Raw genomic sequence first — 21,971 nt, 5'->3', positions numbered from 1 at the left:
GGCCTACAATCCCGACCTGCGCCTGAGGTCGAGAGTCATCGGGAATTCCGGATGTGGCGATTCCGACCCGGGCTCATACGCCCCGACGCTGTGGCCCGAGGGTTCGAACCGGCTAAGGCGGCGCGCCTCGGCCTCGTTGCCATTCACCGGAAAGGTGTCAAAGCTGCGCCCGCCGGGATGAGCGACGTGATAGCGGCAGCCGCCCACCGCACGCCCGGTCCAGGTGTCGAAGATGTCGAACGTCAGCGGCGCATCGACCTCAAGCACCGGATGCAGCGACATCGGCGGTTTCCACGCCTTGTAGCGCACCCCCCCCACCCGTTCGCCCGATTGCCGGGTCCGCGACAGTGGCACCAGCCGTTTATTGGCGGTGACCTTGTAGCGATCCGGATTGACGCCGCTCAGTCGCACCTGCAGGCGTTCCACCGAACTGTCAGCATAGCGCACGGTGCCACCGATCGCGCCGGTCTCGCCCATCACATGCCAGGGTTCCAGCGCCTGCCGGACCTCCAGAGTCATCCCCTCATAGGTGACCTCACCGCAGAACGGGAACCGGAACTCGGCCTGGGCCTCGAACCATTTCGGATCGAGCCGCAGGTCGTGATCGCCGAGATCGCCGAGCACATCGAGGAAATCCTCCCAGATGAAGGCGGGCAGCATGAACCGGTCGTGCAGCGCCGTGCCCCAGCGGGTCAGCGCACCGCTGATCGGCGCCTCCCAGCAGCGGGTAATGATGGCACGCAGCAGCACCTGCTGGGCCAGGCTCATCCTCGGGTTCGGCGGCATCTCGAAGCCGCGGAATTCGACCAGCCCCAGCCGCCCGGTCGGACCGTCCGGCGAGAACAGCTTGTCGATACAGATTTCGGCCCGGTGGGTGTTGCCGGTGACGTCGATCAGCGCATTGCGCAACAGCCGGTCGGTCAACCATGGCGTTGGCGGCGTGGCCCGGTCCGGCGGCCAGATCTGATCGAGCGCGATTTCCAGCTCATAGAGGCTGTCATGGCGGGCCTCGTCGATCCTGGGCGCCTGGCTGGTCGGGCCAACGAACATGCCCGAGAACAGATAGGACAGGCTGGGATGACGCTGCCAGAACAGGATCAGGCTTTTCAGCAGATCGGGGCGGCGCAGGAACGGGCTATCCAGTGTCGTGGCGCCGCCGACCACCACATGGTTGCCGCCGCCGGTGCCGGTGTGGCGCCCGTCGAGCATGAATTTGTCAGCGCCAAGCCGGGTCTGGCGCGCCTCTTCATAGACGATCTCGGTGGTTGCGACGCAGGCATCCCAACTGGCCGCCGGGTGGATATTGACCTCGATCACCCCGGGATCCGGGGCGACGCGAATGACCTCGATCCGGGGATCGCTGGGCGGCGCATAGCCTTCGATCAGCACCTTGCGACCGATGCTTTTCGCGGCCTTTTCGGTGGCGGCGATCAGCTCCAGGTAATCCTCCAGCTTTTCCACCGGCGGCAGAAACACGCAGAGCCGCCCGTCGCGCGGTTCCACCGAAATCGCGGTGCGCACCCGCCCGTCGAGATCGCCCAGCGTCTGCTCGATCCGCTCTTGCCCCGCCGGGGCCGAGGTGCGGCTGGCGATGGCCTGGTTCAGCAGATCTTTGCCGTCCGCCTCCGGTTCAGCTGCGGGCGCGGCACTTGTTGCCAAGGGTGGGCGGGTGTCGGTCGGGTCCTGTGGATAGACATAGGGATAGTCGGATTCCGGGATATGCGGCAGGGTGCCCAGCGGCAGGCGATAGCCGACCGGGCTGTCACCGGCGACCAGAAACACCTTGCCCCGACGCAGGTTCCAGACCTCGGACATCCAGCCCTTTTGCGCCCGTGCCTGCCAGCGTTGCACCGGCAGCACATAGCCCGCAGGCGTGGTCAGCCCGCGTTCGAACACCCGGGCGATGCGGGCGCGTTCCTCAGGGTCTTTCAGCTGCGAATTTTCCGGCGTCACATTCTCCGGCAGCTTGCCCTCCTTGATGATCCATTCAGCCGGATCCTCGAACGCGGGCAGCACGTTTTCCTGGGGCACCGCAAGGGTCTCGGCGATGGATTCGAGCAGCGCCGCGGCATCCTCTGGCCCGACATCCTCATGCGTGTCCTCACGCGCCAAAAGCGCCGGATCGTTCCAGATCGGATGCCCATCCTTGCGCCAATAAAGCGAGAAGGTCCAGCGCGGCAGGGTTTCGCCGGGATACCATTTGCCCTGGCCGTAATGCAGCAACCCGCCTGAGGCAAAGCGTTGGTCAAGCCGCCGGATCAACTGATCCGCCAGCCCGCGCTTGGCCGGACCAACCGCGTCGGTGTTCCATTCCTCGCTCTCGAAATCGTCGATCGACACGAAGGTCGGCTCGCCGCCCATGGTCAGGCGCACATCGCCCGCCTGCAACCGGTCGTCGATCTGATGGCCGAGCGTGTTCAGCGCCTGCCAGTCGTGATCCGAAAACGGTTTGGTGATGCGGGGATGTTCGGCGGTGCGGGTGACCCGCATGTCAAAGGAAAACTCGACCTCGGCAAAGCTGGCAACGCCGGAAATCGGCGCGGCGTTCTTGTAATGCGGCGTTGCGGCCAGCGGAATATGGCTTTCCCCGGCCAACAGGCCCGAGGTCGGGTCCAGCCCGACCCAGCCAGCGCCGGGCAGATAAACCTCGACCCAGGCATGCAGATCGGTGAAATCGTGATCGGTGCCCGCCGGGCCATCCAGCGCCACCAGATCGGGTTTCAGCTGAATCAGATAGCCCGACACGAACCGCGCCGCGAGGCCGAGGTTGCGCAGGGTCTGGACCAGCAGCCACGATGAATCGCGGCAGGATCCGGCGGCCCGACCCAGGGTTTCCTCGGCGGTCTGCACCCCGGGTTCCAGCCGTATTTCATAGTTGATCTGCCCGGCCAGCCGGCTGTTCAGCATCACTAGAAAATCGACCGTCACCATCCGATCGCGCGGGATCGTGGCCAGCAAATCCGCCAGCAGCGGCCCCACCGGCTCGGTCTGCAGATAGATACTCAGGTCCTCGACGATATCGGGACCATAGGCAAAGGGATAGTCCTTGGCGCTGTCTTCGACAAAGAAATCGAAGGGGTTGTAGACCGACATATCGGCAACCAGATCGACCTCGATCTTGAATTCGCGCACCGGTTCGGGAAACACGAAACGCGCCAGCCAGTTTCCGTATGGATCCTGCTGATGATTGACGAAATGCCCGCCCGGCGAGACCTTGAGCGCATGCGAAATCACCCGCGTGCGCGAATGCGGCGCCGGTCGCAGCCGGATCACCTGCGGCCCCAAAGTGACCAATCGGTCGTATTTGTAATGGGTTAGGTGATAGATTCCGGCTGTAATCGACATGATTGCGCGCTCCTGTTGCGGCCATCATGCCTGTGATGTTGCAGCGCAGCAACTACGGAACCGGTTCCACCTTTCCCGATCCCATATTCCGCCCAAGGGTTGGGCGCTCATCCCCGCGGCTCTGAGCAGCTCATCCAGCCGGATCCGCGACGCCGCCTGCCTGCCGCGCTCTGTTCTCTCAAGGATATGCAAACTGGGGCCGCCGAATTGCAAAATCGCACCGCGCCGCTAACCTGCCCGGCCAGGAGGATCACAAATGACATCAGCCACGACCCCGGCGCCAGCCGGAACCCTGCCAATGAATCGCCCACTCTATGGCGCCGCTGAGTTGCGGCGGCTGTTGCATCCGCAAAGTCTGGCCATTGTCGGCGCTTCGGAACGCGAAGGCAATTTCGGCGGGCTAACCATCAAGAATATGTCGGCCTATGAGGGCGATGTCTGGGCGATCAATCCCAGGGGCGACAGCGTGTTCGGGCGGCCCGGGTTCCGCAACCTCGCCGATCTGCCGGGTGCCCCCGATTGCGTGGCGATCTGCACCCCGCGCGCCAGTGTCACCGGGTTGATGGACGAGTGCGCCGCCGCCGGGGCGGGCGGGGTTGTGGTCTATGCCTCGGGTTATGGCGAAACCGGCTCCGCCGAGGGGCTGGCCGATCAGGCGGCGCTGGCGGCGCAGGCCCAAGACCTGGGCCTGCCGCTGATCGGGCCGAATTGCATGGGCTTTGTGCATCACCCCAGCCGCCTGGCGGTGTCGTTTGCGCCCGGCTATCCCGAGGTGCCGCCGCTGCCCGGCAAGGTCGGGGTGGTGTCGCAAAGCGGCGCGCTGCGCGACGCGTTCCGCGAATTGCCCAATCGCGGCATGGGGTTCACCTATTTGCTGTCGGCGGGCAATTCCAGCGATGTCGATGTCTGGGATTTTGTCTCATACCTCTGCGACGACCCGGAAACCGAGGTCATCGTGCTGCTGTTCGAGGGGGTCTCGGACGGCGCCCGGATGCTGGCGGCGGGCGACAAGGCAAGGCGCGCGGGCAAGCGCATCGTCGCCTATAACGCCGCCACCGGCCAAAGCGCCAAGCGCACCGCCGCTTCGCATACCGGGGCGCTGGCCAACAACGACGCCATTGTCGCGGCCGCCATGGCACGGGCGGGCTTTGTCATCGTGCACCGGATCGAGGATCTCTGCCCCACCGCTGCGTTCCTGGCCAAGGCGCCAAAGACCCCCAAAGGCCCGGGCGCGGCGGTGATGTCGACCTCGGGCGGGGCCTGCGTGATCGCCGCCTCCAAGGCCGAAGCGGCGGGGGTGCCCCTGCCCGAACCCACCGGCACCACCTGGCAACGGCTGCGCGATGCGATGCCGGATTTCGTAACCCCGGCCAATCCCTGCGACATCACCGGCATGACGTTGGGCAACAAGACCCTGTTCGACGACAGCGCCACCGCGTTTCTCGATGATGCCGGGATCGGGGCCCTGCTGATCGCCACGCCGGCCATGGTCCCGGGCTCGACGGAAAACCGGGTGCGTGGCATCGCAGCGCTGGCCGAGGCGCATCCCGACACTGCAATCGGACTGATCTGGATGGTCGAATGGGGCACCGCCCCGGCGGCGTTGATCGCCGAAACCGACCCCCGCGTGGCGCTGTTCCAGTCGATGGACCAGGCGATGCAGGCGCTGGCCGCCTGGTTGCCCGGCCCCGGTGCGGCGCAGGAAGCGGCCAGCGACAGCCCGGCCCTGCCGCGCCCTGACGGCCCCCTCAGCGAGGCTGCCAGCCGCACCCTGCTCGCCGCCGAGGGCCTGCCGGTGCCGCGTGAGGTGGTGGCGATGACTCTCGCCGCCGCCCAGGCGGCGCAGGCCGAGATCGCCGGTCCGGTCGCGGTCAAGCTGGCCACGCCGCGGATCGCCCACAAGACCGAAGCCGGTGGCGTGCGGTTGAACATCTGCGACGCCGCCGCGATGCAAACCGCCTGGGCCGAGCTGGAGTTGGCGCAATCCCGCGCCCTGCCCGGGCTGGCGTTTGAAGGGGTGCTGGTGCAGGAAATGATCCCCGACGGGATCGAGGTGCTGATCGGCGGCGTCAACGACCCGGTGTTCGGCCCGGTGGTCACCGTCGGCGCTGGCGGCATCATGGCCGAGCTCTTGCAGGACAGCGCCACCGCCCTGGCCCCGGTCAACAAGGCCGAGGCGCGGGCAATGCTGGATAGCCTGCGGATGCGCCCGCTGCTTGACGGCTGGCGTGGTGCGCCGCCGGTCGATGTCGATGCCCTGGTCGATCTGGTGGTCACGGTCTCGGAGGTGCTGGCACGCGGTCGGGACTGGATCGCCGAACTTGACATCAACCCGGTGATTGCCACTCCGGACCGGCTCTGCGCGGTGGATGCACTGATCATTCCAAAGGACTGATCCTTGCCGGGCACGGCCTATCGCGGCATCGCTGACCAACAGACATCCAAAGACCAATCAAATGGATACTGGGGTCGCGATGACCGCGCCTATTGCGTCACGGAAGGAACGATTGGCTGGCTGGTGCTCGACAACCCGACCAGGCTGAACGCGATCAGTCGGCTGAAATCCCTGGTCGATCCGGTCGGGCCGGGCCTCGCCAAGACCATGATGATCTCGGGCCGCCGGGTGACCTCAGGGCCGTCACCCGCGCCTCTGCCGAAACCATCGCCGCCACCGCCCGGCGTCGTGTTTACCGCGTTTTCCCGAGGCCGGGCAGACGCAGCCGCACCATGCCCAAGCCGATCAGCGCCGCGGCGGTGATGCCGGCCCCCGCCAGGAAGGTCGCGCGGGGGCCAAAACCCTCCCACAAGACCCCGGCCAGAACACTGGCCGCCAACAGGGCTACGCCGGACGCGAGGTTGAACAGACCATAGGCGGTGCCGCGCAGCTCTGGCGGCGCGGTGTCGGCGACCAGCGTGGTCAGCAAACCCTGCGTCAGGCCCATATGCAGCCCCCAGAGCGCGACACCGATGGCGACGCCGGTCAGCCCCGGCGCATAGGCCAGCACCAGATCAGCGCCGATCAGCAGGGTAAAGCCGATGATCAGCACGGTCAGTCGATTGGCCCGGTCCGACAGCGCGCCCGCCGGGTAAGCGGCCAAGGCATAGACCGCGTTCATTACCACCAGCACCAGCGGCACCAGCACCAGGGGCAGGCCGGTGCCCCGTGCCCGAAGGATCAGAAACGCCTCGCTGAACCGGGCCAGGGTGAAGGTCGTCGCGACCGCGACCACCAGCCAATAGGCGGGGCTAAGGCGCCGCAACTCTGCCAGGCTCAGCGGAAACCGCACCTGGCGCAGCCCGGCCGGACGCGGCGGTTCGCGGACCACAAACACCAGCAGCGCCACCGCCAGAAAGGCCGGCAGAACCGCGACCCAGAACACGGTCTGAAAATGGTTCGCCGTCAGCCACATCAGCGCGATCGCCAGCAGCGGCCCGAGGAATGCACCGACGGTGTCCAGCGATTGCCGCAACCCGAAACTGGCCCCGCGCAGATCCGGGGGGGCGATATCGGCAATCAGCGCGTCACGCGGCGCGCCGCGAATGCCCTTGCCGATCCGGTCGATGAACCGCGCCGCGATCAGCCAGCCAACGGATCCGGCCAGCGGAAAGATCGGCTTGGTCAGCGCCGCCAGCCCATAGCCGATCACCGCCAGCAGCTTGCGTCTGCCCAGCCAATCCGACAACGCCCCCGAGAAAACCTTGACGATCGAGGCCGTGGCCTCGGCGATGCCTTCGATGACGCCGACGGTGATCATCGAGACCCCCATCACTGTCACCAGATAGACCGGCAACAACGCATGGATCAGTTCGGAGGACACATCCATCAGCAACGACACAAAGCCGAGCGCCCAAATCCCGCGGGGAATCGCGCGCTGCCGGGTGGAGGTGGCGGAATCGCTGGTCATCGTGGCACCTTGCTGGACCGCAGTCATGGTGACACCTTACCGGACCGGATCGCAAGCGTGCATCGAAACCGGACCGCGCGGGCCCGCGCCAGATGGCTCGGTAACGGGAAATGGTGGGTGATGAGGGACTCGAACCCCCGACATCTTCGGTGTAAACGAAGCGCTCTACCAACTGAGCTAATCACCCGCCCGGCGGGTCTATCGCAAAGCCAGAGACCGAGGCAAGAGGCCAGATGAGCAGACCGCCATTCGTCGTTTTCACCGATCTCGACGGCACCCTGCTGGACCATGCCGATTACGGTTGGCTGCCGGCCCTGCCCGCCCTGTCCCGGTTGCGCGGCCTTGGGGTGCCGGTGGTGCTGGCCTCGTCGAAAACCGCAGCAGAAATTGTCACAATCCGCGCCGATCTCAGGCTGACCCATGTGCCCGCCATTGTCGAAAATGGCGCCGGGCTGCTTGAAGCCGGTGCCGGCGTCGCGACAGACGCCGAAAGTGGCGATTACCCGCGCCTGCGCGCGCTGATCGCGACGCTGGACCCACGGCTGCGCAACCATTTCTTCGGCTTTGGCGATTGGGACGTGGACGAGGTCGCTCTGCAAACCGGCCTGCCGCCCGAGCGGGCCGCCCTGGCCAAGGCCCGGCAATTCTCGGAACCTGGCCTGTTCACCGGCACCAGGGACGCGCGCGACGCATTTGTCGCCGCCCTCGCCGCTGCCGGGGTGACGGCCCGGCGCGGCGGCCGGTTCCTGACCCTGTCCTTTGGCGCCACCAAGGCCGATCACATGGACGCCCTGCTCAGCCGCTACACCGTGGTGGGCGGCCCCCGGCCGCTGGCGGTGGCGCTCGGCGATGCGCCAAATGACGTCGATATGCTGAACCAGGCCGACTATGGGGTGATCATCCCGAACCCAAACGGCGCCGAATTGCCCATTTTGGCCGGAGAACACAGCGCCCGCATCAGACGGAGCGAGAATCCGGGTCCGGCGGGTTGGAACACGGCGATGCTGGCGCTAACATCTGAACTGACCGGCGCGACCGGCAGCTGAACAGGAGAGTTTCTTGGCGGATTTTCATCAGAACGGCAATATCGCCACCCTCCACAATCTCAGAACCCAGACCGCCGAAGACCTGAGCCGCGATCTGGTCAATTTCGCCTCGTCCCGCAAAATCTCGCTGATCCTGCCCTCGCTTTATTCCGAGCTTGAGGGTGACGCCCTGCCGCATATCGTCGATGAGCTGGCCCAGGTGCCCTATCTGCACCGGATCATCATCGGGCTGGACCGCGCCGATGAGGCGCAATACCGGCACGCGCGCGGCTTTTTCGCCAAGCTGCCGCAGAACCATGTGGTGATCTGGAACGACAGCCCACGGATGACGGCGATCCAGACGCGGCTGCAAGAGCTGGGGCTGGCCCCCTCCGAGCCCGGCAAGGGCAAGAACGTCTGGTCCTGCCTCGGCTTTCTGATCGCCTGCGCGGATTCGGCGGTGGTGGCGATCCATGATTGCGACATTGTCACCTATGACCGCGAGCTGCTGGCGCGGCTGGTCTACCCGGTGGCGAACCCGAATTTTCCCTATCAAATGGCCAAGGGCTATTACGCCCGGATCGGCGGTGGCAAGATCAATGGCCGGGTCAGCCGGATGCTGGTTTCACCGCTGCTGATTGCACTGAAACGGGTGATCGGCGATCGCGACTACCTCGATTTTCTGCGCGCCTTTCGCTATCCATTGTCTGGCGAATTTGCCTTGCGCACCAATGTTTTGCCGGACCTGCGCATCCCGTCTGACTGGGGCCTGGAAATCGGTGTCCTGTCCGAAGCCTGGCGCAATTTCGCGCCGAAATCGGTCTGCCAGGTCGAGATTGCCGATGCCTATGATCACAAGCATCAGGCGCTGTCGCCCGAAGACAAATCGACCGGCCTGTCGCGCATGTCGATCGACATCTGCAAGGCGGTGTTTCGCAAGCTGGCCGCCGATGGCACGGTGTTCAACGAAGAGGTGTTTCGCACCCTCAAGGCGACCTATTACCGCTCGGCGTTGGATTTGCTCGACAGCTATTACAACGATGCCCGGATGAACGGTCTGGCGGTCGACCGCCATCAGGAAGAGGCGGCGATCGAGATGTTTGCCGAAAACATCATCGCCGCTGGGCAGTTGTTCCTCGACAACCCCGCCGAGACCCCGTTCATCCCGACCTGGAACCGGGTGCATTCCGCCGATCCCGATCTGATGCCCGACATGTTGAAAGCGGTGGCCGCCGATCTGGTGGAATTCGGCTGAGGCAGCGCGGCGCGCTGGCTGAGCAATCGTTGGCTGGACGATTGCCGTCTGGATGATCGCGGAACCGACCGTGGCCGGTTCCGCGAAAATCATTCACATTTTGTCGAAAATCTCGCGCTGAAGCGCCTCGACATAGGCTTCTTTCGAACCATCGCTCTCTTCGATGATCTTCATCCATTTCGCAACCAGACCAATGTAGGTGGTCACGTTTTTCTCGGCATTGGGGATGCCGGCAGACTTGCCCTTTTCGATCGCGGTGGCCACGGCCTTTTCCTGCTGTTCGGCCCAGGCGTCCAGAAAGGCCTGGTCCGGGTCGGTCATCGGCCCGTTGGCCGCCACATAGGTCGCGATCGCGTTGTTGTTGTCCTCTTCATAGCCCCAGGTGACATCACCGACCTGCTGCGCGAGGTTGTCGGTAAAGGCCTTTTTCTCCATGTCCGTCAGATCGTTCCAGACGTCGCGGTTGAAGGTCCAGTTCATCACCCCGAAGTAGGAACCGAGCGGGTTGGACCAGAGTTCCTTGGAGAAATCCTTGAGGTTGTAGGTGTCCAGCCAGGCGGGGGAGCCGACAGCGCAATCGGCCTGACCGCGTTGCATCGCCTCATACATTTCTGCCGTGGTGATCGAGATCGGGGTGGCACCAAGGCCTTTGACGGCAATGCCCCAGCCCGACGGCGCAATGACCTTCTGGCGCCTCAATTCTTCCAAGTTCTTGACCGGATCACGGCAAATCATGTGCACTGTGGCGATCCCGGTCCAGGACAGGCCGACCACATTGTTTCTTTCCAGCTCGGCTTTGCATTCCGGGCAATGCAGCAGCTGCATCTCGTTCATCGCAGCGACTGTTGCCTTGGTGTCGTCGCGCAGCACCATCAGCGAAGCCAGCATGTCCGTCGTTGGCAGCGCGGACTTGACGTAGACCACCACGACCGAGCCTGCATCGAGGATGCCGCTGCCGATGTTGCCCAAAAGCTCCTTTGGTCCGCCCATGGCACCGCCGGTGAAGATTTCGAAAGTCAATTCGCCATTGGTCGCTTCGGTGATTCGTTTGGAACCGGGAAACAGCCCTTTCGCGTTCGGCGTACTGCCGGGCGCGGTATAGGCCCCGACGGTTATTTCACGCGCCATAGATGGGCCGGTCAGGCCCAGGCAAAGAGCGGCTGTCACCGCGGTTATCAATCCAGTTTTCATGAGTTCTCCTCCAAGTTCTCTGGTGTCGCAAATTAAACCCGTCTGGCAGGTGAGCCAAACGGGCTGCAAGCTTCGCTAGAAGCCTGTCGTCAGTAACGCGCTGGAATCATCACTGGCAGGGTCTCGTACCCCTTGACGAAGACCGAATAGGTCCGCTCCGGTTCGCGCAGAAGTTCGATCCGGGGGAACCGTTTGAGGATCTCCTCCCACAGGATCGTCAGTTGCAGTTCCGCAAGGCGGTTGCCCACGCAGCGGTGGATGCCAAAGCCGAACGACAGGTGGTTGCGCGGGCGTGCCCGGTCGATGATGTATTCGTTCGGATTTTCGATCTGGGTCTCGTCCCGGTTGCCCGAGGCATACCACATCACCACCCAGTCACCCTTGCGGATGGTCTTGCCGTGCATCTCGACATCCTTGGTCGCGACACGGGCCATATGCGCCAGCGGCGTCTGCCAGCGAATGGTTTCGCTGACCATTGGCGTGATCAGCGACGGGTCGGCGCGCAGCTTGTCATATTGCTCGGGATGCTTGTTCAGCGCATAGACCGACCCGGACAGCGTGTTGCGCGTGGTGTCATTGCCGCCAACGATCAGCAGGCCGACGTTGCCGTGGTATTCCTCCATGGTCATGTGGCGGGTGGTTTCGCCATGCGCCAGCATCGAGATCAGATCGCCGCCCGGCTCCTTGTTCACCCGCTCGTTCCAGAGCTCGGTGAATCGCGCGAAACAATTCTTGGATTCCTCCAGCTTCTGGTCCCAGCTGGTGACCGGCCCATGGCCCGGCACATTGGTAAAGATGTCAGACCAGTAGGGCAGCATCCGGCGATCTTCGAACGGGAAATCAAACAGGGTCGCCAGGGTCATCGAGGTGTATTCTTTGCTCACCCGGTCGACCCAGTCGAACTCCTCGCCAATCGGCAGGCTGTCCAGCAGGACCTGCGCGCGTTCGCGCAGCAATGGCTCAAGCCGGGCCAGGTTGGTCGGCGCGACCGCCGGGCTAACCGACTTGCGCTGCACATCATGCTCGGGCGGGTCCATCGCGATGAAGCTGTTCTTGGACGGGCGCCGATTGCGGATGAAATCCAAGCTGTCGGGCGTCTGAAGCGTAATGCCTTCAGCACTTGAAAAAGTCTGATGATCGCTGTCGACCGCGATGATATCCTTGTAGCGCGTGATCGACCAATGCGGCACAAAATCACCGGTATCGCACCAATGCACCGGCGATTCGGCACGCAGCCGTTCGAAATATGGCCACATGGTATCGTTCACGAATCGCTCGCGCACGGCCACGTTCAGGTTTTTCAGCGGCGCGTTCCACGCCTCCTCCCGGGCGGCGTCCAGCCCTGGATCGGTGATATCCTTCATTGTCATCTCCTCCATCAACCCATGCGGGTCCATCAACCCATTCGGGCATGCCCCATGCAAAGCGCCCGAACAGCGTTCCACAAGCCCAACACGTCATCATCCGCATTTGCGATTTTTCCGACAGGGGGGTTTCCGAACACCGTTCGGGCGGCGCAGTCTGCCGATTGAGGTCGAACACGAGGAGGAGATCACCGCAGCATGCCCCGCATTATCTACAAAACATACGATGGCACCCGGCACGAAATCGAGGTCGCCGAGGGCACCAGTGTCATGGAAGGCGCGGTGCAGAATGGAATTCAGGGCATTGACGGTGACTGCGGCGGCGCTTGCGCCTGCGCGACCTGTCATATTCAAGTCCCGGATCAATGGCTTGCCATGCTCGAACCGCAGTCCGACATGGAATTGTCGATGCTGGACTTTGCCGAGGGCGTAGGCTCGAATTCCCGGCTGGGTTGCCAGATTTCGGTGTCCAGCGCTCTGGACGGCATCGAAGTGCTTCTGCCCGAAAACCAGCACTGACGCTTGCTGCGCCCGGGACGGATGTTATCTTAACCCACAGGGCGGCACCGATCCGCCTGTGGGCAAGATTCCGGGAAGGTGCCGCACCTGCGGCAAACGGCAGAACAATGGACCATCAGAGACGGATCGGCGGCGCAGAAGGCGTGCGCGCGCGCGCGTTGGCGGCGGCCAGCCTGATCCTGTCCGAAGGTGGGACGGGAAAGCTCAGCCTGAGGGGCATTGCCGAACGGGCCGGGATCGGCCTCGCCTCAATCTACCACCATTTCGACAGCAAGGAGGATATCCTCCTGCGTCTTGCGCTGCGCGGCTTTGTCGATCTGCACGCCGATCTCGAAGCCTGCCGAATCACGCCTGGCCCGCAGGGGCCGATGCGCAGCGCCGCGCGTGCCTATCTGACCTTTGCCGACCGCCGGGCACCGCTGTTTGCGCTGATGTTTGACCCGCGGATGCTGTCGCGCCACGAAAAGCTGCGCGAGGCCGAACGTGGGGCCTTTGCCCATTACGAACGCGCGGTTCTGGCCGACGACCGGCTGCCGAACGAGCGCCGCGCCGACGCGGCGGCGGCGGTCTGGGCACTCGGGCGGGGCATGATGGCGGTCAATGCCTCCTACCCCGGCGGACGGATGCCGCGCGAGATGGCCGACAGAATGTCGCGCGGGGTGGCCTGGTTGCTCGATCGCGAGGACCTCAACCCCGGTTCGTGATCCAGCGGCATTGGTAAGGCGCCAGGCGGATCGGCCCGACGCTCGCGTCGATCACCTCGTCTGACAGCAGATCCACCCATGACTCGCCCTCGATCAGGTTGATCGTCAGCGGATCGACCTCAACCGTATCGGCGCTGACATTATGCAGCGCAAACATCGACTGATCCCGGTCCAGGCTTTGCCGCCAGAGCCCGAATATCCGATGGTCGAGCTGCAGCGTGAATTGCGTCGCATTGGGGTGAAACGCCGGTTGTCGGCGGCGGATCGCCAGCCGGTGCAACATGGCATTCAGCACGATATGTTGCGGCGTTGCCGGATCGGCCAGCCGGGCGCGCAGCTCGGTGTAATCCCAGCGGTGCCGGTTGATCGCCCGGTTCTGGCCGGTCTTTTCCATTGCCTCGGTGTCATTCGGCGTTGCCAACAACGCATGAATGTAAAACGCTGGGATCCCCTCCAGCGCCATCACCAGCGTCTGGCTGGCCAGAAACCGCGGGATTTGCAAATCGTCCTCGCCCGCGAAGGTGCCCTTCATCGCCTCGAACCAGGTGATGTTCAGCTCATAAGGCGATTGCCCGCCACCCGGGGTGGCACGCATCGACACCGCACCGCCGAACCGATGCACCGCGTCGATCACCCCGGCGCGGTCCTCTGGTGTCAGGATGCCCTCGGCCGGGCGCATGCCGATGCCGTCATGGCTGGCGGTAAAGTTGAGATAGGCACAACCCAGCTGCGCCGGTGGCATCGCCCCCTGCCAGCGCACCAGCTTTGCCGCTGTCCCCGCCAGCATCGCATGCAGCACCAGCGGCGGCAGCGAAAAGTTATAGACCGCATGCGCCTCGTTCCGGTTGCCGAAATAGGACAGGTTTTCGGCATTGGGCACATTGGTTTCGGTCAGCAGGATCAGCGGCTCGACCGCATAATCGGCGAAATGGCGCATCAGCCGGACAATGGCATGGGTCTGCGGCATATGGATCGAGCTCGTGCCGATCTGTTTCCACAGGAACGCCACCGCGTCGAGACGGACAATCCGCACCCCGTTGTCCATATGCAGCCGCATGATCCGCAGGAATTCCAGCAGCACCTCGGGATTACGGAAATCCAGATCGACCTGATCGTGGCTGAAGGTACACCAGACATGGCGCGGGCCACGACTGGTCTCCACCCGCCGCAATAACGGATGGGTGCGCGGGCGCACGACTTCGGACAGGTCATCCTCGGGCGAGGCCTCAAAGAAAAAGCGATCAAACGGCTCGTGCCCCTGCAGATAGGCGTTAAACCATTGCGATTGCGACGAGACATGGTTCAGCACCAGATCGGACATCAGCAGGAATTCCGACCCGATCCGCTGAATATCCGCCCAATCGCCCAGGCTGGGGTTCACCGCCCGGTAATCAGTCACCGCAAAGCCGTCGTCAGAGGTATAGGGAAAGAATGGCAGCACATGCACGCCATTGATCACCCCGGCCAGATGCCGGTGCAGAAAATCGCGCAGCAGATCCAGCGGCTTGTGCTGTCCGTCAGTGATCGAATTGCCATAGGTGATGACCAGGGCGTCGCGTTCCGACCATTGCCGGTTGCCCGGCACCCGCCCGCGTTTGCGCATCTGGCTGCCATCTGGCCAGAACGCATCGACCAGCTGCCGCCCCAACGCGGACGCGTCGACGTCGGGATAGATTTGCTGGATCAGACCATGCAGTTTCGCCCAAAAGGGCGACCGGGCGTCGATCATCGGGGGCGCCTTTCGCTTTGCCCTTCTGTGTCCGGGATCGGCGGGCAGGATTCAAGCCTTGCCAACCGGTCACCGCGCTTGCCGGGCAAATCAGACGGAAAATGATTATTGCGCACTCATCCAGCCGGTCAGCAGGCGGGCCAAAGCGCCGCCCGGCCATTACCGGTGCAGGGTTTCGGCCCCGTCGATCAAGGCAATGACCACGCCCTGTTCACGCTCCAGCGCCGCCATTTCGTCATAGCTCAGCCCGCGCACCACACCGCGCAGAATCGTCAGCGCGATGCCATGCGAGACGATGATCGACGGGCCGGTGATGTCTTCAAGGAACGACTGGCAACGGGCGCGCAGTTCTGCTTCGGATTCGCCGGGGCTGTTCAGGCAGAGGTCAAAGCCGCTCATCGTCTGGAATTCAGCGTCCAGAGTCGGGCGCAGCGCGGCATAATAATGCCCCTCCCACTCGCCCATGGTGACCTCTTTCAGCCGGTCGTCCAGATTCAGGGTCAGGCCCAGCGGCGCCACCGCCAGATCGGCGGTCTGCCGGGTCCGGCGCAACGGGCTGACATGGGCGCGGATATCTTTGGGCAGGCTCAACCCGGTCAGGATTTCCCCCTGTCGGCCGGCCTGTGCGCGGCCCAGGTCGGTCAGGTCGGATTCCATCTGACCCTGAATCCGCCCGTCGCGGTTCCAATCGGTCTGGCCATGACGCAGCAGGTAAAGCGGTGGCAGGTTCATGGTCAGCGGCCCTCCCCCGGCCCGAAACGAAAAAAGCGCGCCGCTGGGACGCGCCTGAATAGGTAATGGTGGGTGATAAGGGATTTGAACCCCTGACATCTTCGATGTGAACGAAGCGCTCTACCACTGAGCTAATCACCCAACGGGGGGCTGCATAACCTTAGTCTTCGTCCTCTGCAAGCTGCTCTTTCAACTCGGTGGTCACAGCAGCCAAACTGTCGACGCTGGCCTGGCTCTGCCGAAACCTTGCGGTGACGATGCGACTGCCCGATGCCGACTTGACCCGGGTCACCTTGATCTTGCCCAGAGGTTGCAGGTTCATTTCACGGCTCTCGCCAATCGCCTCGCCCAAGACGTTGAGGGTGGCCTCGACCGTGGCTTTGATGTCCCTTCTCTTGAGCCCGGAGAGCACCGCGACCCGGTCCAGCAATTCGGATTTCTTCAATTCCGGTGTGGCGCCAACGGGCACATTGTCCACGACCACCGACAACGCCGGTTTGGCCGCGGCAGCGCGGGACCGGGGCGTGGTTCCGCCGGGGCGCAGCGTGGTCGCATCGGCGCGGGTCTTGGCGGTCGGTTTCACGATTTCATCGGAGTTGGTTTCGCCGGAGTCGGTGCCGCCCGTGGTGACTTTGGTCATTGCCTGCCTCGGTTCATTCTTGGCTTCGGTCAATTTAGTAATAAAATCACATTAGCAGCTTCCATGTAACTATTCCAGAATCCTGCGCAGAGCGCCTTTAAGCGCACATTGACCTGAGCCGGAGGCGAGGCCAAGCTTGTGACCATTCGGAAACCGGTCTTTAGAACCGGAACCATGGAAAGGGTAACGTGATGAAAAATCTGACCGCCGCCGCATTGGTCGCGATGAGTCTGAGCCTGCCTGCCCAAGCCGGCAGCCTGGCTGATCCGGTGATCGAAAAGACCATCGTGGTGGAAGAAACCACCTCGTCCTCTTCCGGGACCATGTTTGTGCTGTTCCTCGGCGTGGTGCTTGCGCTGCCGATCCTCGCCGCAGGCTGATCCTGCCCGGCGGGTCGGGCAACCGGCCCCGGCACGAAAACGACGGTCTTGACCTCAACCGCGCTTGAGGCTTCAGCCTTGCCGATGGCTTGGCTCGAAAGGCTGCGCGTTGCCTGCCGCCCCTCCATCTGATCCGCCTCAGCCTGCGCGAAACGGCTGATCGCCGCCGGGGGGATGACCGGCATTCTGACATTGATGACCCTTGGCCATGCGCCTCCGGCCTGACCTTCGGCAAAGGGAGGGGCGCCGAATGAGCTGGTGAACGGCAAAGCCGAAGCGGCGCAGAAATCGCACATCGCCCCTTTCATTCCGACCCTGCAAACCGCTGGATTTGCCATCGGTGCGGCGCCGTTCGGCTGGCTGTCGAGGCTGAACGGCGAGGCGCTGCCCCTGCCGATCCTGGCGCTTTGGGGCGGCGCTGGCGCTGATCGCACTGTGGGTGGCGCGCGGGTCGGAGCCGTTGCGCCGATCCGGCCCAAGAAAAACGGCGCGAGGTTGCCCCCGCGCCGTTTCAAATCCTGAGCCGGGCCAAGACCCGCGCCAGATCAGTGGGCAACCGCCTCGGGAGAGGCACCAGCGCCCTTGGTCAGGGCCACCGCAGCCGCCTCTTCGGCCTCTTCGTCCCAATCCACCGGTTCCGGCTGACGGATCAGCGCCTGTTTCAACACCTCGGACACATGCGACACCGGGATGATCGTCAGCCCCTCTTTCACATTGTCCGGGATCTCGGCCAGATCCTTTTCGTTCTCCTCGGGGATGAACACCGTGGTGATCCCGCCGCGCAGGGCCGCCAGCAGTTTTTCCTTGAGCCCGCCAATCGGCATCGCATTGCCGCGCAGCGACACTTCACCGGTCATCGCGATATCCTTGCGGACCGGAATCTGGGTCAGCACCGACACGATCGAGGTGACCATCGCCAGACCGGCACTGGGCCCGTCCTTGGGGGTGGCGCCATCGGGGACGTGAACATGGATGTCCCATTTGTTCAGCCGCGGCGGTTTCACCCCGATCTTAGGCGCGATGGAATGCACATAGGATGCGGCGGCGTCGATCGATTCTTTCATCACATCGCCAAGCTTGCCGGTGGTCTTCATCCGGCCCTTGCCCGGCAGGCGCAGCGCCTCGATATGCAGCAGATCGCCGCCGACGCTGGTCCAGGCCAGCCCGGTGACGACACCGATCTGATCCTCTTGCTCGGCCAGGCCATAGCGGAACTTCTTGACGCCCAGGAACTCGTCCAGGTTGTCTTCGCTCACCGTCACCTGCTTGGCCTCGCCCTTGACGATCTGGGTCACCGCTTTGCGCGCCAGCTTGGCGATTTCGCGTTCCAGATTCCGCACCCCCGCCTCGCGGGTGTAGCGGCGGATCATCTCGTTCAAGGCACCGTCGGTGATCTCGAATTCACCCTTGCGCAGCCCATGGTTCTTGATCTGCTTGTCGATCAGGTGCTGACGCGCAATTTCGCGTTTCTCATCCTCGGTATAACCGGCGAGGCTGATGATCTCCATCCGGTCGAGCAGCGGGCCCGGCATGTTGTAGGTGTTGGCGGTGGTCAGGAACATCACGTTGCTGAGGTCATATTCGACCTCAAGATAGTGATCGACAAAGGTCGAGTTCTGTTCCGGATCCAGAACCTCAAGCATCGCCGAGGCCGGGTCGCCACGGAAATCCTGCCCCATCTTGTCGATTTCATCGAGCAAGATCAGCGGATTGGTGGTTTTCGCCTTTTTCAGCGCCTGAATGATCTTGCCGGGCATCGAGCCGATATAGGTGCGCCGGTGGCCACGGATTTCGCTTTCATCCCGGACACCGCCCAGGCTGATGCGAATGAATTCGCGCCCCGTGGCACGGGCCACGGATTTGCCAAGGCTGGTCTTGCCGACACCCGGAGGGCCGACGAGGCAGAGGATCGGCCCCTTCAATTTGGCCGAACGCTGTTGCACCGCCAGGTATTCGACGATCCGTTCCTTGACCTTTTCCAGCCCGTAATGATCGGCATCCAGAACCTTTTCGGCATTGCCAAGGTTCTTTTTGACGCGGGATTTCACCCCCCACGGGATCGACAGCATCCAGTCGAGGTAATTGCGCACGACGGTCGCCTCGGCGCTCATCGGGCTCATGTTCTTCAGCTTTTTGACCTCGGCATCGGCCTTTTCGCGGGCCTCTTTGCTCAGCTTGGTCTCGGCAATGCGTTTTTCCAGCTCGGCGACCTCGTTCTGGCCGTCCTCGCCATCGCCCAGTTCCTTCTGAATGGCCTTCATCTGCTCATTCAGATAATATTCTCGCTGGGTCCGCTCCATCTGGCTTTTGACCCGGGTCTTGATCTTTTTCTCGACCTGCAGGACCGACAATTCGCCCTGCATCAGCCCATAGACCTTTTCCAGCCGCTCGCTGACGCTGAGGGTTTCCAGCAGGTCTTGTTTCTGATCCACCTCGATGCCCAGATGGCCCGACACCAGATCGGCCAGCTTGTCCGGCTCGGTGGTTTCCGAGACTGCGGTCAGCGCCTCTTCGGGGATGTTCTTCTTGATCTTGGCATAGCGTTCGAATTCGCTGCCCACGGTGCGCAGCAGCGCGGTCGTGGTTTCCTGATCGCCGGGTTGCTCTTCCAGAGGCTCGGCGCGGGCTTCAAAGAAGTCGGGATTGTCGAGGTAGTCGAGGATGTGAACCCGCGCCTGACCTTCGACCAGCACCTTCACGGTGCCATCGGGAAGTTTCAGCAATTGCAATACATTGGCCAGCACGCCGGTGTCATAGATCCCGTCAGCGTCGGGGTCGTCTTCGCCCGGATCGATCTGACTGGACAGCAGGATCTGGCGATTGTCGGCCATCACTTCTTCCAGCGCGCGGACCGACTTTTCACGGCCGACGAACAGCGGGACAATCATATGGGGGAACACCACAATATCCCGCAAAGGCAGCACGGGATACGACGGGTTGAGAGGGTGCGTCATGCTCTATCCTTGGCTTTGGCAGAAGGCTCCGGCCCCGTTCGCGGCGGCTCCGGCCTTCTCCGGTTTATAGAGGCTTAATTTGGGGCCGTTCTGGCCAGTTTCAACCTCGGTTGCCTCAACATGCCTTCTCGCTCTGCGCGCGGCAAGGCAGGAATGCCGCGGTTTCAGTGAAAACCGGTGCATTTGCCCGGGTCCGCTGGTCGACGTTGCGGCACGCGCCTATAGTGATCGTGATCATTACCCGAACCGATGGCCCATGCCCTATTCCAACCTGCCCGCCCATGCGTTCTGGAAGCTTTGCCGCGACGACGGCGATTTTCTGATCGAGTCCATCTATCAGCCGAAATTCGCGCTCGCCCCCGGTGACCGGGTGGCCACCGCCGGCAGTTGTTTCGCGCAGAATATCGGCCGTTATATCCGCCGCTCGGATCTGCGGCTGGTCGATGTCGAACCCGCCCCCGCCTCGATGCCCGCCGAGGTGGCGATGCGGTTCGGCTATGGCCTGTTTTCGGCGCGCTACGGCAATGTCTATACCGCCCGTCAGCTGCGCCAGCTGCTCAGCGATTGCCTGTCCGAAACCCTGCGCGAGGATGCGTTCTGGGACCGCGATGGACAGGTGTTCGACGCGCTGCGCCCGAATGTCGAGCCCGACGGATTTGCCGATCTCGACCAGGCTCGGGCGCATCGGCTGGATCATCTGCGCCGGGTGCGCAGCATTTTCAAACGCGCCGATGTCTTTGTCTTTACCCTCGGGCTGACCGAGACCTGGGCGGATCGGCACAGCGGCACCATCTATCCCACCGCCCCCGGGGTGATCGCCGGGCAGCACGATCCGGCCCGCCATCATTTCATCAATCTCGGCTTTGCCGACACGTTGGAAGATATGGCCGTCGCGCTGGACCTGATGCGCGAACTGGCACCGAAACTCAGGGTGATCCTGACCGTGTCGCCGGTGCCTCTGACCGCCACCGCCAGCGGCCAGCATGTGCTGCGCGCCAACACCTATTCGAAATCGGTGCTGCGCGCGGTGGCCGAAGAGCTGACGCAGATGCATGATCATGTCGATTACTTTGCCGCTTACGAAATCATCACCGGGTTGCCGTTCGGCGCACGGATGTATGAGCCCAACCTGCGCAATGTCCGCGCCGAAGCGGTGGACAGCGTGATGTCGGTGTTCTTTGGCGCGCATCCCGATCTGGCGCCACTCCAGCGGGGTGCGGCATTGACCAGCCCGGCGCCGGATGCCGAAGCGGAGGCAGGCGACGATCTGATCTGCGAAGAGGCGATGCTCGAGGCGTTTGCCCCGAAATGAAACTCTGCATCCTCGGAAATTCGCATGTCGCCATGCTGATGCTGGCCGATCGCGCCGCGCCCTCGGATGATCTGGCGTTGACGTTCTTTGCCAAACCCGCGGGCGGACCCGAAGGCGCGCGGATCGACGGCACCACGCTGATCGCCGAAGACCCCGAACTGCAGGAACGGCTGGATGCGATTGGCACGCCGCAGCGGCTGGACCTGATGGATTTCGACGCGGTGGTGCTGGTCGGCGAAGTGATCTCGGCGTTCAGCGCCATTGCCCTGCTGCGCCGTCACTTTGTCACCGGATGGCCCTCGGCGGCGAGTCACATCGCCGCGCAGGCCACGCCGCTTTCCGCGCCGAACAAACGCGCGCTGCTGTCACCGGCGGCGTTCCACGCAGCGCTGGTAGCGGCCAACCACGCCAAGCTCAGCCACCGGCTGGCGCTGGAGATCCGCGCCGCCTGCCCGCTGCCGCTGATGCTGGTGCCACAGCCCTATCCGGCGGCGCGGATGCTGCAGGACAAGGCGAAATATCCGGTGTTCCGGCGGGTGCATCAGGCCGGCGACGGGCCGCATCTGGCCGCCGCCCTGACCCGGGCGCAGGCCGAGAGTTTTGTCGGGATCGAAAACCTGCACCTGATCGCGCAACCGGACGAGACCATCGCCAAACACTTCTTCACCCGCGACGACTTCAGCCGCGGCGCGATGCGGCTCAGCCTCAATCAGGCGCTGCCTGAGGATGACGTGCTGCATGCCGGGCCGGACTATGGGCGGTTGATCCTTGACCGGATGGTGGCTGCGGTGACCGACCTGGTCTGATCCCGTCACAAGCGCCACAAAACCGCTAAAATTGCAGCAAGATCAATTGACCCCTTAACCGGGCCTTAGCCCGGCATCGCCACCCTGCCCGGTGTGGTGTGAATGGGATC

The 21,971-nt window shown here is 63.5% G+C and carries 17 protein-coding genes and 2 tRNA genes; 9 read left to right on the top strand and 10 right to left on the bottom strand.

What is annotated here, in order from left to right:
• Positions 1–3 precede the first annotated feature (3 nt).
• Complete coding sequence (locus tag P1U48_RS00240; RefSeq protein WP_301066136.1) at positions 4–3,345, bottom strand: transglutaminase family protein; 3,342 nt, start codon at positions 3,343–3,345, stop codon at positions 4–6.
• Positions 3,346–3,601: 256 nt separating this feature from the next.
• On the opposite strand from P1U48_RS00240, the gene P1U48_RS00235 reads away from it, so the two are divergent.
• Entirely contained in the window at positions 3,602–5,740 is a 2,139-nt protein-coding gene (locus P1U48_RS00235; RefSeq protein WP_301066135.1) for an acetate--CoA ligase family protein, read from the top strand.
• A 292-nt stretch (positions 5,741–6,032) separates the two neighbouring features.
• On the opposite strand, the gene P1U48_RS00230 is transcribed toward P1U48_RS00235, so the two are convergent.
• Both P1U48_RS00230 and P1U48_RS00225 read right to left on the bottom strand, forming a co-directional pair.
• Positions 6,033–7,250, bottom strand: a complete 1,218-nt coding sequence (locus P1U48_RS00230; RefSeq protein ID WP_301066134.1) for an MFS transporter — start codon at positions 7,248–7,250, stop codon at positions 6,033–6,035.
• A 111-nt stretch (positions 7,251–7,361) separates the two neighbouring features.
• Positions 7,362–7,437: transfer RNA gene (locus P1U48_RS00225), tRNA-Val, on the bottom strand.
• A gap of 46 nt (positions 7,438–7,483) precedes the next feature.
• On the opposite strand from P1U48_RS00225, the gene P1U48_RS00220 reads away from it, so the two are divergent.
• Together P1U48_RS00220 and P1U48_RS00215 are read left to right on the top strand one after the other, a co-directional pair.
• Positions 7,484–8,296: an HAD hydrolase family protein gene (locus tag P1U48_RS00220; RefSeq protein ID WP_301066132.1), complete on the top strand. Its 813-nt coding sequence runs from the start codon at positions 7,484–7,486 to the stop codon at positions 8,294–8,296.
• Positions 8,297–8,309: 13 nt separating this feature from the next.
• Positions 8,310–9,530 carry a glycosyl transferase gene (locus P1U48_RS00215; RefSeq protein ID WP_301066131.1) on the top strand — a complete coding sequence of 407 codons (1,221 nt, stop codon included), beginning with the start codon at positions 8,310–8,312 and terminating at the stop codon, positions 9,528–9,530.
• A 93-nt stretch (positions 9,531–9,623) separates the two neighbouring features.
• Here the strand turns inward: P1U48_RS00215 and P1U48_RS00210 are convergent, their stop codons facing one another.
• Both P1U48_RS00210 and P1U48_RS00205 read right to left on the bottom strand, forming a co-directional pair.
• Positions 9,624–10,721 (bottom strand): C4-dicarboxylate TRAP transporter substrate-binding protein, encoded by a 1,098-nt coding sequence (locus P1U48_RS00210; protein ID WP_301066130.1) that lies wholly within the window; start codon positions 10,719–10,721, stop codon positions 9,624–9,626.
• Positions 10,722–10,810: 89 nt separating this feature from the next.
• The gene (locus tag P1U48_RS00205; protein ID WP_301066128.1) at positions 10,811–12,085 is read right to left on the bottom strand and encodes a cytochrome P450; all 1,275 of its coding nucleotides are present in this window, start codon (positions 12,083–12,085) and stop codon (positions 10,811–10,813) included.
• 198 nt (positions 12,086–12,283) lie between these two features.
• Between P1U48_RS00205 and P1U48_RS00200 the strand changes: the two genes are divergently transcribed.
• Positions 12,284–12,604: a 2Fe-2S iron-sulfur cluster-binding protein gene (locus P1U48_RS00200; protein WP_301066126.1), complete on the top strand. Its 321-nt coding sequence runs from the start codon at positions 12,284–12,286 to the stop codon at positions 12,602–12,604.
• Positions 12,605–12,711: 107 nt separating this feature from the next.
• Positions 12,712–13,308 (top strand): TetR/AcrR family transcriptional regulator, encoded by a 597-nt coding sequence (locus tag P1U48_RS00195; protein ID WP_301066124.1) that lies wholly within the window; start codon positions 12,712–12,714, stop codon positions 13,306–13,308.
• Here P1U48_RS00195 and P1U48_RS00190 read toward each other — a convergent pair.
• The 4 genes from P1U48_RS00190 to P1U48_RS00175 all read right to left on the bottom strand — a co-directional run bounded on the left by P1U48_RS00190 (position 13,292) and on the right by P1U48_RS00175 (position 16,409).
• A complete protein-coding gene (locus tag P1U48_RS00190) occupies positions 13,292–15,037 on the bottom strand; it encodes a sugar phosphorylase (protein ID WP_301066122.1) in 1,746 nt (581 codons plus the stop codon). The two genes, P1U48_RS00195 and P1U48_RS00190, sit on opposite strands and share 17 nt — an antisense overlap.
• A 159-nt stretch (positions 15,038–15,196) precedes the next feature.
• Positions 15,197–15,769: a histidine phosphatase family protein gene (locus P1U48_RS00185; RefSeq protein ID WP_301066120.1), complete on the bottom strand. Its 573-nt coding sequence runs from the start codon at positions 15,767–15,769 to the stop codon at positions 15,197–15,199.
• A gap of 66 nt (positions 15,770–15,835) precedes the next feature.
• A tRNA-Val gene (locus tag P1U48_RS00180) sits at positions 15,836–15,910 on the bottom strand.
• A 19-nt stretch (positions 15,911–15,929) separates the two neighbouring features.
• A complete protein-coding gene (locus tag P1U48_RS00175) occupies positions 15,930–16,409 on the bottom strand; it encodes an HU family DNA-binding protein (protein ID WP_301066119.1) in 480 nt (159 codons plus the stop codon).
• A 191-nt stretch (positions 16,410–16,600) separates the two neighbouring features.
• Between P1U48_RS00175 and P1U48_RS00170 the strand changes: the two genes are divergently transcribed.
• Together P1U48_RS00170 and P1U48_RS00165 are read left to right on the top strand one after the other, a co-directional pair.
• A complete protein-coding gene (locus P1U48_RS00170) occupies positions 16,601–16,789 on the top strand; it encodes a hypothetical protein (protein ID WP_301066118.1) in 189 nt (62 codons plus the stop codon).
• Between the two features lie 258 nt (positions 16,790–17,047).
• Positions 17,048–17,311 (top strand): hypothetical protein, encoded by a 264-nt coding sequence (locus P1U48_RS00165; RefSeq protein ID WP_301066117.1) that lies wholly within the window; start codon positions 17,048–17,050, stop codon positions 17,309–17,311.
• Between the two features lie 23 nt (positions 17,312–17,334).
• Here the strand turns inward: P1U48_RS00165 and lon are convergent, their stop codons facing one another.
• Entirely contained in the window at positions 17,335–19,743 is a 2,409-nt protein-coding gene (lon, locus tag P1U48_RS00160; protein WP_301066116.1) for an endopeptidase La, read from the bottom strand.
• A 256-nt stretch (positions 19,744–19,999) separates the two neighbouring features.
• Between lon and P1U48_RS00155 the strand changes: the two genes are divergently transcribed.
• Complete coding sequence (locus P1U48_RS00155) at positions 20,000–21,055, top strand: GSCFA domain-containing protein (protein WP_301066114.1); 1,056 nt, start codon at positions 20,000–20,002, stop codon at positions 21,053–21,055.
• Complete coding sequence (locus P1U48_RS00150; protein WP_301066112.1) at positions 21,052–21,861, top strand: hypothetical protein; 810 nt, start codon at positions 21,052–21,054, stop codon at positions 21,859–21,861. Before P1U48_RS00155 ends, P1U48_RS00150 begins: the two co-directional genes overlap by 4 nt.
• Positions 21,862–21,971 lie beyond the last annotated feature (110 nt).

This window comes from Pseudooceanicola sp. (genome assembly GCF_029213205.1).
In the GTDB taxonomy this organism is placed as follows: domain Bacteria; phylum Pseudomonadota; class Alphaproteobacteria; order Rhodobacterales; family Rhodobacteraceae; genus Pseudooceanicola.
The sequence above is the reverse complement of the archived record's forward strand: the minus strand, read 5'-3'. Positions and strand labels throughout refer to the sequence as shown.